Below are 12,744 nucleotides of genomic sequence, written 5' to 3'. Positions count from 1 at the left end.
AATGAGTGACCAAAAGCAGCAACCGGGACAAATAAATATTGAACTGGATGAGAAAACAGCCGAAGGTACCTATTGCAATCTGGCCATCATCAACCACTCTGCTTCAGAGTTTGTGGTAGATTTTGTAGCCGTAATGCCCGGGGTACCAAAAGCTAAAGTAAAGTCGCGCATTGTATTAACGCCCCAGCATGCCAAGCGCCTGCTGAAGGCTTTAGGCGAAAACATCCACCGCTTTGAGGCTGCACATGGCCCCATAAGCGATACGGAACAACCGCCGTTACCTTTAAACTTTGGGCCTACAGGACAGGCTTAAATATAATACCCGAAAAGCCCCGCCATTGAGCGGGGCTTTTTTGTTTACAATTGGTTGCCGTATGTTTAATGCGTTGAAAATAAGTTGATAAATACCTATAGTTAGGGATTGCTAAATATAATTTACTAATATAACTTTAGTACCGTTTTCAGCATTTTGGTAACCATTAAATACAATATTATATGTTCGGGTCTAATACTCTTGAAATTGTTATCGGGTTAATTGTAATTTTTATCCTGATAAGCACTATATGCTCTGCCATTCGCGAAGGCATTGAGTCTATATTAAAAACACGCGCTGCATACCTTGAACAGGGCATTCGTCAACTCCTTAATGATAAGACCGGTACCCGGCTTGCCAAAGATTTTTTTAATCATCCGCTTATATCGGGGCTTTTTAACGGATCATATACCCCGGGTAGCGGCTGGGATAAAGCTAATGTGCTAGCCAATGGTAAAAGCCTGCCTTCATATATTCCGTCTAAAAACTTTGCAAGGGCATTAATGGATATAGCGGCCAAAGGGGCCGATATGGATGTAAATAATGGCAGCACCTCTCCTATAGTATCTTTAGCCAGCATTAGGGAAAATATTTCCAAGATAGAAAACCCTGATGTGCAAAGGGTAATTTTAAATGCTATAGATATAGCCCAGGGCGATCTTAATAAAGCACAACAAGCGCTTGAAAGCTGGTTTAACAGCGCTATGGACCGCGTATCGGGCTGGTATAAACGTTCTACCCAATGGATTATATTGGTCATTACTCTTTTTGTAGCGGTTGGTTTAAATGTAAACTCTATAGCTATTATAAATTACCTCAATAAAAATGACACCGCCCGCAAAGTATTGCTTGAAAAAGCCGAACAGCTTAATACTGCTAATATGGCTGCAAATGGCGCACCGTTAGACTATGAAAAAGCACAGGAATACCTTGATGAAATGAAACTGCCCATTGGATGGGATATCTATGGAAAGAAAGGCGACACAGGCGGGAAAAAATTTACGCTTACGTTTACGGTGATATTAGGGTGGCTTATTACGGCATTAGCGGCAACACTGGGTACACCTTATTGGTTTGACCTGTTAAACAAGGTAATGGTTATCCGTTCTACTGTAAAGCCGCATGAAAAAAGCCTTGAAGAGGCCTCGCAGGATGCACAGCCGCCAGCGCCCAAAAAAGTATATGTAACGCCGCAGGAATATGAAAATCCGCCAAGTGGGGGCGGTGGCAGCGGCATTTCAAATGCAGTAACTGCACAAGCGCAGAGTCATGATGATATTGATGGCTGTGGGGTTGCTTTTAATGATATAACGCCGGATGAAGACCTTCCGGAAGCGAAAGGAGGAGTGGCATAATGGCGTACTCACTAATCTGGCTGTCAGATGTCCTGAAGGATGCGGGCCTTAAAGTTGCCGAGTGCCAGGGATGGAAAACCAGCGGTGTAGGCGAAATGGTAAGGGTAGAAGGGGTGATGTGCCACCATACTGCTACTACCAATAAAAATGGCAATATGCCATCATTAAACACTATTATAAACGGCAGGCCGGATTTGCGTGGGCCATTATCACAACTTGGCCTGGGCAGGGACGGCACATTTTATATAATAGCAGCCGGACGTTGCAACCATGCTGGCCGTGGCGAATGGAATGGTGTTAGCGGGGGCAATAGCCATTTTATAGGCATTGAAGCCGAAAACATGGGTACAGGCCAGGAACCCTGGCCGGAAGTACAAATGGATGCGTACAGGCGGGGCGTTGCTGCCATATTAAAGAAAATAGGCAAGGGTGTTGAGGCCTGTGCCGGGCACAAAGAGTATGCACAGCCTGCCGGGCGAAAACCCGACCCTAATTTTGATATGGATGCTTTCCGTGCAGAAGTGGGGCGTATTATGCGTGGTGAAAACAATGCGGTACTCATACCTGCTGAAGAGTGTGTAGCAGTAAACCCGCGCGCTACCCTAAGGCGCGGTATAGCCAATGATGCTGCTTTGGTTAAAATAGTACAAAGCAAAGTAGGCGCTGTGGCAGACGGCTTTTTCGGCCCCAAAACCGAAGCTAAAGTAAGGGAGTTCCAAAGGTTACATGGCGCGGTACCCGATGGTATAGTAGGCCCTAAAACATGGAAATTGATTGATAGTAATTAAATAATTGCAATAGCATTGCCCTGAGGCCCATATAGTGAATGTTCTCCTGTAAAAACATAACATTCTCCCCTTAAGCCAGCTTTTGAGGCAGTTATGGCAGGTAATATTTTATTGATTTGATTAGCTGTTTATACTAATATACAAAGTTTAGCATAAAGGTGTTTTCCGCATCCCGTAAAATTTATGTAACTTTGATGTTCCAAAAAAACAACAGCTTTACTTCCAGAAATGTCCAGTATTATTCAGCTTCTTCCAGACCATGTTGCCAACCAGATAGCCGCCGGCGAGGTAGTGCAACGGCCTGCCTCTGTAGTAAAAGAACTATTGGAAAACGCTGTTGATGCCCGTGCTACAGATATTAAACTGATTGTAAAAGATGCGGGTAAAACCCTTATACAGGTTATAGATAATGGTGTGGGTATGAATGTTACCGATGCCCGCCTGTGTTTTGAACGCCATGCTACCAGTAAAATTCGCCATGCAGAAGATTTGTTTGCCCTGCACACCAAAGGTTTTCGTGGTGAGGCATTAGCTTCTATCGCGGCTATTGCCCATGTAGAAATGAAAACAAAGCAAGATCAGGATGAGCTGGGCACGCATATAGTAGTTGAAGGAAGTAAATTTGCAAGCCAGGATGTAGCCGTATTGCCTAAGGGCACATCATTTTCGGTTAAAAATCTTTTTTTTAATATACCTGCCCGGCGTAACTTTTTAAAGAGTGATACGGTAGAATTTCGCCATATTGTTGATGAGTTTGAGCGTGTAGCGCTGGCACACCCCAATATTGGTTTTGTGCTGTACCATAATGGCAGTGAAATGTTTAACCTGCCTATGGGTAATATGAGGCAGCGTATTGTAGGTATTTTTGGTTCGCGTACTAATGAAAAACTGGTTCCCGTAAAAGAAAGCACCGAAATAGTGGCTATAGAAGGTTTTGTAACCAAGCCGGAGTTTGCTAAAAAGAGCAGGGGCGAGCAGTTTTTTTTTGTAAACAACCGTTTTATAAAAAGCGGCTACCTGCACCATGCCGTTATGGCGGCCTATGAGGGCTTGCTGAAAGACGGTTGCCAGCCCGGCTATTATATTTACCTTGATGTACCGCCACATACTATAGATATAAATATTCATCCTACAAAAACTGAGATCAAGTTTGATGATGAGCATGCATTGTATGCCATTTTACGTTCGTCTATAAAACACAGCCTGGGGCAGTTTAACGTAGCACCGGTGCTTGATTTTGAACGCGATGCCAACCTTGATACGCCCTATGATTATCAAAAACGCGAAGCGGTAGTGCCCAATGTAGAAGTAGACCGCAATTTTAACCCCTTTGCTGATGAAGCAATCAAAGGGACAGCAACAGCATCACGCCCGGCAGGGAGTAGTGGCGGGTTTGGTAATACGCACTTTAAGCGCGAACGGCAACCGGCTTGGGAGAGCCTTTATATTGGTACAAACCCTGCTTCGGAAGAAATTGCCGATATTAACTTTGAATCGGAGGAAGTAACAGGTTCGCTTTTTAATGATAATGAAGTTGAAGATACCGACTATAAAACCTATCAGATACACCGTAAATATTTAGTAAGCCCTATAAAATCAGGCCTTTTGGTAATAGACCAGAAACGGGCACACCAGCGGATACTATATGAGCAGTTTTTGCGTAATATTACAGTACAGCACGGCGCAAGCCAGCAATTGCTGTTTCCGTTAGTGCTGCATTATAATAAAACCGAGCTTGACCTGATACGCGAAATGAAGGAAGCCCTGCAAAATACAGGTTTTGTTTTCGCTGAAATAAATGATGACCATATTGTGGTAAACGGGCTGCCGGTTAATGTACCGGAGAGTGAGGTTTCTATATTGCTTGAAGAGCTTATAAGCGACCTGCAACAGGAAGTGCCGGGCAGTAGTTTTAGCCAGAGTGACCGTATAGCCAAATCTATGGCGCGCAGCCTTGCAGTAAAAACAGGAACAGCACTTTCGGGCAAAGAACAGGAAAACATGGTTAATGCACTTTTTGCCTGTAAAGAGCCTGATGTATCACCTTTTAACAAACCAACTTTCATTACGGTAAGTGTGGAAGACCTCGATAAACGTTTTGCTATATGATGCGTATTACAGATACTGTTAAGCAGTTAATTATAATTAATATAATTTTTTTTATAGGTACTTATATAATTGGCACCCCCATAGCCTATAAATACCTTGCACTGCACTATCCCCAAAATCCTGATTTTAAATTTTGGCAAATAATTACCCACATGTTTATGCATGGGGGTATACCCCATATTCTTTTCAACATGCTTGGATTATGGATGTTTGGTAGTCCGCTTGAACATTTTTGGGGTACAAAAAAGTTTTTATTCTTTTATTTTTCCTGTGGTTTGGGCGCTGCGGCACTTCACCTTGCGGTAAGCTATTTTTCTTTTGAGCATACATTAAATATGTTGGTCGAGAACGGGTTTAACAAGCAGGATGTCCTCAATACGCTTAATAGGGGCATGTTTGACCAGAGATGGTTAGAATATATATCAGAAAGTCAACTATCACCATATTTTGCGCCTATGCTAGGCGCCTCGGGTGCTATATATGGTATAATTGTTGCTTTTGCCTTTATGTTTCCTAATGCCGAACTCATGCTTATTTTTTTACCTATCCCTATAAAAGCAAAATATTTTGTACCCGGGCTTGTGGCAATAGACCTGATTTTAGGAGTACAGGGGCAATCAATTTTCGGAAGCCGGTTTGATGATGGAATAGCCCATTTTGCTCACCTTGGAGGGGCACTGATAGGCTTTTTAATGATGTGGTACTGGAATAAGAATAAATTTAATCATAACCGTTGGAATTGATATAAATGGGTATTATTGACGATTTAAAAATGGAATACCGCGTAGGCGGAATAACACAGAGGCTCATTTTCTGGAATGTAGGCCTGTTTGTTATTCCGCTTATAGTATTCAGCCTACTGAAGCTTGGGGGGATTTATTTGCCGGCACTGGACTGGAATATCGGGGGTACCCAAAACTGGTTTAGCCTTTCTTCAAATCCCGCTGATTTGCTCTGGAAGCCCTGGTCGCTTATAACGTATGCATTTTTACATGCCAGCTTTGGGCATATATTTTTTAATATGATCATGCTGTATTTTTCCGGCAGGTTGTTTCTTACCTTTTTTACCCAGAAACAGCTTTTTGGTGTATATATACTGTCAGCTATATTCTCCGGCCTTATATTTATCGCCGGTTACCAATTTATCCCAATGTTGAGGGGGGCATCAAGCCCAATGGTTGGGGCTTCGGCAGCTATTATGGCTATTTTATTTGCAACAGTAGTATATGCACCGTATTACCCAGTACGCTTATTGCTTATCGGCACGGTAAAATTGTGGTACATAGCCGCTTTTTTCCTAGCTATAGATATGATTAATGCTTCGGTTAGTAATTATGGCGGGCACATAGCGCACCTGGCCGGTGCCCTATTTGGCTTTGTTTATATAAAATTACTGCAAAATGGTACCGACCTAAGTACTGGTGTAACAGTGGTAATAGATTTTTTTGCTAACCTGTTTAAACCTAAAAAATATACACCCTTTAAAACTGTGCACCGTAACACAACACCGGCCAAAGGGCGCACAGCAGCATCGGCTAAACCCAAAGACCTTACCCAGCAGCAGATTGATGATATACTAGACAAGATAAGCAAGTCGGGCTACGACAGTCTTACTAAAGAGGAAAAAGAATTTTTATTTAAAATGAGCAAATAATAAGTGGCTACGGCAAAAGGCAGGGTATGAGGAAACTTTCATGGTTTAATAAAGTCATGTACTTTTTTAATATAGTACTTACGCTATTAACGGTATTTGCCTATTTGCTGCCGTTTATGGCGCCACGGCTTTTCCCTATACTGTCTGTATTTACTTTGGTGCTGCCGCTTATGCTGGTATTCAATTTTTTATTTTTTATTTACTGGCTGTTTCAGGCCAAAAGGCAAATGCTGCTTAGCGGTCTTATATTGCTGCTGGGCATTACTTTTGTAAATAAATTTTTTAAGTTTTCATCTACAACATTGCCCGATGCGGCTGATGATGTAACCCTGATGAGCTATAACGTGCGCCTGTTTAATTTATATGAATGGTTGCCGGATAATGATATTGCCCAGAAAATACCTGCCTTTGTAAAAGAGAAAAACCCGGATATAGTATGCCTGCAGGAGTATAACAAAGTAGGGGATAACTCATTTAGCCAATATAAGTACAGTTATATTTTTTCCCCAAAAGGACAGACGGGGCAGGCAATATTTTCGTATTTCCCTATTATAAACCGGGGTAGCATTGAGTTTCCCGAATCGGCCAATAATGCTATTTATGCTGATATTAAAAGGGGTAACGATACCCTGCGTATTTATAGTATGCATTTGCAATCTATTAAAATAAGCCCTGATATACATGAAAATATAGATGAGGAAAAATCTAAGCTTATTTTCAGGCGTATTAGCAATGCATTTGAAAAGCAACAGTTACAGGCCGACTTAGTAGAGAAACATAAAAGCGAATGCCCATATGCCATGGTTATTTGCGGCGACCTTAACAACAGTGCTTTTTCTTATGTATACCGCAGCATACGGGGAGATATGAATGATGCTTTTGAAGAGGCCGGGGGTGGCTTTGGAAAATCGTACAACTACAAATACTATCCTGCACGTATTGATTACTTTTTTGCAGATGAAAAACTGGAAGTGAAAGAATTTAACACATTTAGTAATTTTGTGAATTCTGACCATTTTCCCATTATGACCCGCCTTAATTTTATTAAGGACAAAGAGTAAATGTGCCTGCTATAATAACTGTTGTTTTTTAAGGTAATCTAACGCATAGCGGCCCTCGTTAAAAAGCAGGTCTACTATGCTGAGGTTGTTGATGTACCCGTGTTTGTCTCCAAAAACCTGTGTGTAAGGCTCAAATTGAGAGGCATCTTTTTTTCCGTTGGTTAAGGGACGTAGGTCGGTTATATTTTCAACTTTATGAAAATACTCTTCGGTTTTTGTATAGGAAAAATCCATACCGAGACAGTGCGCCACAATTTCCATAACCTGAAAATTAAGATCCATCATCCAGGTGTGCTTTTTTTCAAATACCGGACGAATATAGTCTTCAAAATACTCAAAGAAGGGTGATGTGCGGTAGGCTGCCTCAAGCGATTTAAAATGCTGTTTTTGCCAGTCAAAAGCCTGCTCTATTTTTACCTCTTTAAACTTTTGGTGAGAAGATTTATCAGTGCTGTGTTTTACCGGTATGTTTAGCAACTGTATGCCGTTTGGGCTGTAAATATACATGCGGTTACGGTTGGTTTGCTTCTGGAAATTATCTTCTGCCTCAAACACAATACTGTCAGCTTGTGCCATAGCTACATAATGGCTGACGGACGGAAAGTAAGTTGGATGGATTAATATATCTTTCATTAATTTGAAAATTATTCAATTTGGAAATTTGAAAATGGTTAAACTACTCTCAAATTTCCAAACTTTCAAATTACTGTATTATTCAGCAGCTTTGTTTTTCTTTTTCTTCCTGAAATAGTCAAATACAAGCCACGCAAAAAGAATAACTAAAAAGGGTATTAAGTATGATACCGGTTTGCCTTCGCCGCCAACGGTGGTAAACATCCTGTCCCAGCGTATTTTTTTCATTGGGTTGCCCCACGATACGTTCTGGTCAAGGCTCAGCCATATAAATACGGGTTTACCCACTATATGGTCTTCGGGTACAAAGCCCCAGTAACGGCTGTCTTCAGAGTTATGACGGTTATCACCCATCATCCAGTAATAATTCTGCTTAAAGGTATATGATGTGGCTACTTCGCCGTTTATACGTATTTCATTACCGGTTACTTTTAGGTCGTTATGCTCATAAATAGTAATGAGCCTTTTATACAAGGGAAGATTTTCCGTAGTAAGTTCCACGGTTTTGCCCTCTTCCGGCATTGTAATAGGCCCCATGTTATCCTGCGTCCACTCCGCATTATTTTCGGGGAATACTTTTGGCGCTATATAAGGGGTAGCTATTACTTTTTCTACATGCGCAACCTGCGGGTCGCTTTTTAATTGTTGGGCTTCGGCAAGTGTCATGTTTATTGCCAGCCTGTTGTCTATAGGTGTTACGCCTAATTGCATAGCACGGTCAGCGGGCAAATATCCCCAAACCTGTACAGCAGTGCTATCTCTTGAGGCTTCATATAAAAATCCTGCTTTTTTCTCATTAAGGTCGTTAAGAAACTCTTTAATAACATTATTCTCCCATTTATCTGCCGGAAAGTTATAAAAACGCCAAAAACTTGTAAAGCCGTGGCTTCTTACAAAAGCATCATTAATTGGTTGTTTCGTTTCAACATCGTGATAGTATTGCACACGTGCCCTGTCAGAAAGTTTGAGTTCACTGCCGTTTATGTATACAAAGCCGTTTTTAATTTCCAGCACATCGCCGGGGGTTCCCACACATCGTTTTACATAGTTAGACCTTTTATCCAGCGGTTTATTAACGCCGGGAACACCTTGCTCAAAAAATTTATGTACCGTGTCGGCAGGCCAGTTAAATACTACAATATCATTTTTTGATACTTTTTCAAACCCGGGTAGCCTCATATAAGGCAGTTGAGGCCAATTGCTGTAAGAGCGTTTGTTAATAAACGGAATAGTATCATGCACCATGGGCGCTGCAACGGTGGTAAGCGGCACGCGGGCGCCATAATTAAGCTTGCTTACAAAAAGGTAGTCGCCAATAAGCAATGTTTTTTCGAGTGAGGCAGAGGGTATGGTAAAAGGCTGTATTACATACGTATGTACCAAGGTAGCTACTACTATGGCAAAAAGCAGCGAACTAATTGTATCGCCCCCTTTTTTTTCTACACGGTCTTCCCTGTTGGGGATATAGGTCACATCCTGGGTGTAATTTATATAATAAATATATAGACCGCAGGTTATGATGCCCAAAATAAGGTCTGACGTTTTGTTTTTGCCGAATGCCCTGAGGATGTCTACCCATATAACCGGAAACATAATAAGATTTACTACCGGCACAAACAATAAAATTACCCAATATACCGGCCTTTTTAAAATACGCATTAATACTACGGCATTATATATAGGTATGGCAGCCTCCCAGCGTTTTCTTCCGGCTTTTTCATATAATTTCCAGGTGCCTAAAAAATGGATTACCTGTACTACCAGGAAAAATACAAACCATTGATATAGTGTCATTTTTTAAATGTTTTCTTTATTGGTATTAAAATATTTATTTTGTTACAGCCCAAGTACATCTTTCATGCCGTATACCCCGCTTTTGCCCAATAACCATTCGGCGGCAATTACGGCGCCAAGTGCAAAACCTTCCCGGCTGTGGGCAGTATGTTTTATCTCGATGCTGTCAATATCAGAATCATATTTTACGGTGTGGGTACCGGGCACGCCTTCTATGCGTTTGGCATCAATAAAAATATCATCATCTTTTGGGTTGCCTATGGCCCAGCCTGCATAATCTGAATATTCTATAATATCTTTTGCAAGGGTAATGGCGGTACCGCTTGGTGCATCAAGTTTTTGGGTATGGTGCACTTCTTCCATGCTTACTTTATACTCTTTAAGCCGGGTCATCATTTTAGCCAGCTGTATGTTGAGCTCAAAAAATATGTTTACCCCGAGGCTAAAGTTTGAGCCATAAATAAACGCACCATTTTTTTCTTCGCATAGTTGTGCCATTTTATGGTAATCTTCCAGCCAGCCGGTAGTGCCGCTTACTACAGGGATATCTGCAGTAAGGCAGGCCGAAATATTTGCAACAGCCGAAGAAGGTACGCTAAAATCTATAGCGGCATCGGCATCGGTTAGTCCTTCAAAGGTGCCGGAACTGGTTTTGCGTAGCACAATTTCATGTCCTCTTTCAAGCGCAATACGCTCAATTACTTTTCCCATTTTTCCGTAACCCAAAAGAGCAATTTTCATAGTATTAAAATTGAAGGCAGAGGTTAAGCCCCAGGTTGTGTTTATAATCAATGGAGTTTTGTTGCAGCTCTGGCCGTAACGAAAGGTTTTCATTTACGTTAAACTGCAAAAGGTGCGCGTCAACATTGGCATCCACTATATTTAGTATGTAAATACCTACAGTAATAAGCATAGAGAGGTCGCGGTTGCGCTGATGAAATTTTTGTGCCCGTATAAGTACATCGGCATTAACACCTTCCAGCTTGCCGGTAAGGGGTTTGCCAGCCAACAGGTCTTTATAGGCATCGCGATACTCGTGGTATTTGTTGTTGTTAAAGCTATAGGAGTATATACTTACTGCAAGCCCGCCGTAAACCAAAGGCAGTTTCCAGTATTTTTTATTATATATCTGCCCCATGCCGGGTACCAGCGCAGAGTAAAAAGCGGCCCTGGCGGGCGCCAGCGGATCTATTGTATAAGGCTTTAACAAGGTAGAGTCTTTTACAATAACTACTGTATTCAGTTCTTCGTCCTGAGCAAATGCTTTTGGTGAAGAAAAAAATAATACAGCAATAAGTATAGAGAATATATGTTTCACTAACCTCCTATAAGTTTAATGATCCGGTTAAAATCTTCTTCTGAATGAAAGGGGATGCTTATTTTACCTTTCCCTTTGGCATCTACTTTTACATCTACTTTTGCGCCAAAAAAACTGGTAAATGCTTTTTTTTGTGTTTCACCTACTTCAAAACTGTTGTTTTTTGCTGAGGGTTTAGCCGTAGTGGGGTTAAGGCTTTCGTGGTAGCTTTTTACCAACGCCTCGGTTTCACGGACTGAAAGGTTCTGGCTTACAATATTGTGGTAAATGTCTGCCTGTGCTTCCTGGTTTTCTATATTAATAATGGCACGGCCATGGCCCATTGTAATGAACCCGTCGCGTATGCCGGTTTGTATAACAGGATCGAGTTTCAGCAGCCTCAGGTAGTTGGCAATTGTAGAGCGTTTTTTACCCACACGGTCGCTCATTTGCTCTTGTGTCAATTCTATTTCATCAATAAGCCTTTGGTAAGAAAGTGCAATTTCTATGGGATCCAGGTCATGGCGCTGAATGTTTTCTACCAGGGCCATAACCAGCGAGTCATTATCATTGGCTATACGTATATAAGCCGGTATTGTTTGCAGCCCTGCCAGTTTAGAGGCACGCAGCCTGCGCTCTCCTGATATAAGCTGGTACTTGCCATAATCCTGTTTGCGTACGGTTATAGGCTGTATAACCCCCAGCTCTTTTATAGAAGTGCTTAACTCCTGTAGCGTCTCCTCGTTAAAATTACTCCTTGGCTGAAAAGGGTTTATTTCTATAGCATCAATGTCAAGCTCTATAATGTTTCCTACTACTTTATCGGCATTTTTATCCTCAACCGACTTGATGTCGTTTTCAGGATCTTTTAATAGTGCCGATAATCCCCTGCCAAGGGCTTGCTTTTTTACTGCTTTTGCCATAAGCCTGCTTTACTGTTTTTCTTTATAATTTCTTCTGCAAGGTGCAGATAATTGCTTGCGCCTTTACTCGTAGCATCATAATTTATAATGCTTTCGCCATAGCTTGGCGCTTCGCTAAGTTTAATATTGCGTTGTATGATGGTGTTGAAAACCATATCGTTAAAGTGTTTTTGCACTTCTTCTACCACCTGGTTACTAAGCCTGAGCCTTGAATCGTACATGGTAAGTAATAAGCCTTCTATATCTAACGCCGGATTGTGTATTTTTTGTACACTTTTAATAGTATTTAATAACTTGCCCAAGCCTTCGAGTGCAAAATATTCACATTGTATGGGTATTACAACACTGTCTGCAGCGGTTAGTGCATTAAGTGTAAGCAGCCCGAGCGATGGGGCACAGTCAATAATAATATAATCATACTTTTCCCTTACACCTTTAAGGGCTTCTTTAAGCATATATTCCCTGTTCTCTTTATCTACCAGTTCAATTTCAATGGCAACAAGGTCTATATGTGCGGGTATAATCCAAACATTGGGCGCGCTGCAAGCCACCGTAGCTTCGTCTGGTGTGATACTGTGCTCCAGCAACTGGTAAGTACCTAACTCTACTGATTCCACATCAAGCCCAAGGCCGGAACTGGCATTGGCCTGTGGGTCAGCATCTATTAAAAGCACCTTTTTTTCCAGTACGCCCAGCGCTGCGGCAAGGTTTACGGATGTGGTTGTTTTACCAACGCCGCCTTTCTGATTGGCAACAGCTATGATTTTACCCATTTATAGTTGTAATTTTTGAACCGTAAAAATACAATTATTTATAT

General features: G+C 41.5%; 13 protein-coding genes. 7 read left to right on the top strand and 6 right to left on the bottom strand.

The window, feature by feature from the left end:
- The first annotated feature begins 1 nt into the window (after position 1).
- From ABS766_RS00140 to ABS766_RS00110, 7 genes are all read left to right on the top strand, one after another.
- On the top strand, positions 2-313 hold the full coding sequence (locus ABS766_RS00140) for a DUF3467 domain-containing protein (RefSeq protein ID WP_408083041.1): 312 nt from the start codon (positions 2-4) through the stop codon (positions 311-313).
- 182 nt (positions 314-495) lie between these two features.
- Positions 496-1,668, top strand: a complete 1,173-nt coding sequence (locus tag ABS766_RS00135) for a hypothetical protein (RefSeq protein WP_408083040.1) — start codon at positions 496-498, stop codon at positions 1,666-1,668.
- Complete coding sequence (locus ABS766_RS00130) at positions 1,668-2,456, top strand: peptidoglycan recognition protein family protein (protein WP_408083039.1); 789 nt, start codon at positions 1,668-1,670, stop codon at positions 2,454-2,456. The genes ABS766_RS00135 and ABS766_RS00130 overlap by 1 nt, the downstream gene beginning before the upstream one ends.
- 228 nt (positions 2,457-2,684) lie before the next feature.
- Positions 2,685-4,565 (top strand): DNA mismatch repair endonuclease MutL, encoded by a 1,881-nt coding sequence (gene mutL, locus ABS766_RS00125; RefSeq protein WP_408083038.1) that lies wholly within the window; start codon positions 2,685-2,687, stop codon positions 4,563-4,565.
- Positions 4,562-5,308, top strand: a complete 747-nt coding sequence (locus ABS766_RS00120; protein WP_408083037.1) for a rhomboid family intramembrane serine protease — start codon at positions 4,562-4,564, stop codon at positions 5,306-5,308. Before mutL ends, ABS766_RS00120 begins: the two co-directional genes overlap by 4 nt.
- A 5-nt stretch (positions 5,309-5,313) precedes the next feature.
- Positions 5,314-6,219 carry a rhomboid family intramembrane serine protease gene (locus ABS766_RS00115; protein ID WP_408083036.1) on the top strand — a complete coding sequence of 302 codons (906 nt, stop codon included), beginning with the start codon at positions 5,314-5,316 and terminating at the stop codon, positions 6,217-6,219.
- A 26-nt stretch (positions 6,220-6,245) separates the two neighbouring features.
- Positions 6,246-7,280, top strand: coding sequence for an endonuclease/exonuclease/phosphatase family protein (locus ABS766_RS00110; protein ID WP_408083035.1), 1,035 nt, complete (start codon positions 6,246-6,248; stop codon positions 7,278-7,280).
- Between the two features lie 9 nt (positions 7,281-7,289).
- Here ABS766_RS00110 and ABS766_RS00105 read toward each other — a convergent pair whose 3' ends face one another.
- From ABS766_RS00105 to ABS766_RS00080, 6 genes are all read right to left on the bottom strand, one after another.
- Positions 7,290-7,913 carry a WbqC family protein gene (locus tag ABS766_RS00105; protein WP_408083034.1) on the bottom strand — a complete coding sequence of 208 codons (624 nt, stop codon included), beginning with the start codon at positions 7,911-7,913 and terminating at the stop codon, positions 7,290-7,292.
- 78 nt (positions 7,914-7,991) lie between these two features.
- Entirely contained in the window at positions 7,992-9,707 is a 1,716-nt protein-coding gene (gene lepB, locus ABS766_RS00100; protein WP_408083032.1) for a signal peptidase I, read from the bottom strand.
- Between the two features lie 42 nt (positions 9,708-9,749).
- On the bottom strand, positions 9,750-10,448 hold the full coding sequence (dapB, locus tag ABS766_RS00095) for a 4-hydroxy-tetrahydrodipicolinate reductase (protein WP_408083031.1): 699 nt from the start codon (positions 10,446-10,448) through the stop codon (positions 9,750-9,752).
- Between the two features lie 4 nt (positions 10,449-10,452).
- Positions 10,453-11,025, bottom strand: coding sequence for a DUF5683 domain-containing protein (locus ABS766_RS00090; protein WP_408083030.1), 573 nt, complete (start codon positions 11,023-11,025; stop codon positions 10,453-10,455).
- Entirely contained in the window at positions 11,025-11,927 is a 903-nt protein-coding gene (locus tag ABS766_RS00085; protein WP_408083029.1) for a ParB/RepB/Spo0J family partition protein, read from the bottom strand. The genes ABS766_RS00090 and ABS766_RS00085 overlap by 1 nt, the downstream gene beginning before the upstream one ends.
- Positions 11,912-12,700, bottom strand: coding sequence for a ParA family protein (locus ABS766_RS00080; RefSeq protein WP_408083028.1), 789 nt, complete (start codon positions 12,698-12,700; stop codon positions 11,912-11,914). Before ABS766_RS00080 ends, ABS766_RS00085 begins: the two co-directional genes overlap by 16 nt.
- Positions 12,701-12,744: the final 44 nt, after the last annotated feature.

It is taken from the genome of Flavobacterium rhizosphaerae (assembly GCF_046000445.1).
Taxonomy (GTDB): Bacteria; Bacteroidota; Bacteroidia; order Flavobacteriales; family Flavobacteriaceae; genus Flavobacterium; species Flavobacterium rhizosphaerae.
The sequence above is the reverse complement of the archived record's forward strand: the minus strand, read 5'-3'. Positions and strand labels throughout refer to the sequence as shown.

Coding starts and splice junctions, on each gene's coding strand:
- mutL (WP_408083038.1), top strand. CDS start 2,685: ATGTCCAGTATTATTCAGCTTCTTCCAGACCATGTTGCCAACCAGATA.
- ABS766_RS00140 (WP_408083041.1), top strand. CDS start 2: ATGAGTGACCAAAAGCAGCAACCGGGACAAATAAATATTGAACTGGAT.
- dapB (WP_408083031.1), bottom strand. CDS start 10,448: ATGAAAATTGCTCTTTTGGGTTACGGAAAAATGGGAAAAGTAATTGAG.
- ABS766_RS00080 (WP_408083028.1), bottom strand. CDS start 12,700: ATGGGTAAAATCATAGCTGTTGCCAATCAGAAAGGCGGCGTTGGTAAA.
- ABS766_RS00115 (WP_408083036.1), top strand. CDS start 5,314: ATGGGTATTATTGACGATTTAAAAATGGAATACCGCGTAGGCGGAATA.
- lepB (WP_408083032.1), bottom strand. CDS start 9,707: ATGACACTATATCAATGGTTTGTATTTTTCCTGGTAGTACAGGTAATC.
- ABS766_RS00135 (WP_408083040.1), top strand. CDS start 496: ATGTTCGGGTCTAATACTCTTGAAATTGTTATCGGGTTAATTGTAATT.
- ABS766_RS00130 (WP_408083039.1), top strand. CDS start 1,668: ATGGCGTACTCACTAATCTGGCTGTCAGATGTCCTGAAGGATGCGGGC.
- ABS766_RS00085 (WP_408083029.1), bottom strand. CDS start 11,927: ATGGCAAAAGCAGTAAAAAAGCAAGCCCTTGGCAGGGGATTATCGGCA.
- ABS766_RS00110 (WP_408083035.1), top strand. CDS start 6,246: ATGAGGAAACTTTCATGGTTTAATAAAGTCATGTACTTTTTTAATATA.
- ABS766_RS00105 (WP_408083034.1), bottom strand. CDS start 7,913: ATGAAAGATATATTAATCCATCCAACTTACTTTCCGTCCGTCAGCCAT.
- ABS766_RS00120 (WP_408083037.1), top strand. CDS start 4,562: ATGATGCGTATTACAGATACTGTTAAGCAGTTAATTATAATTAATATA.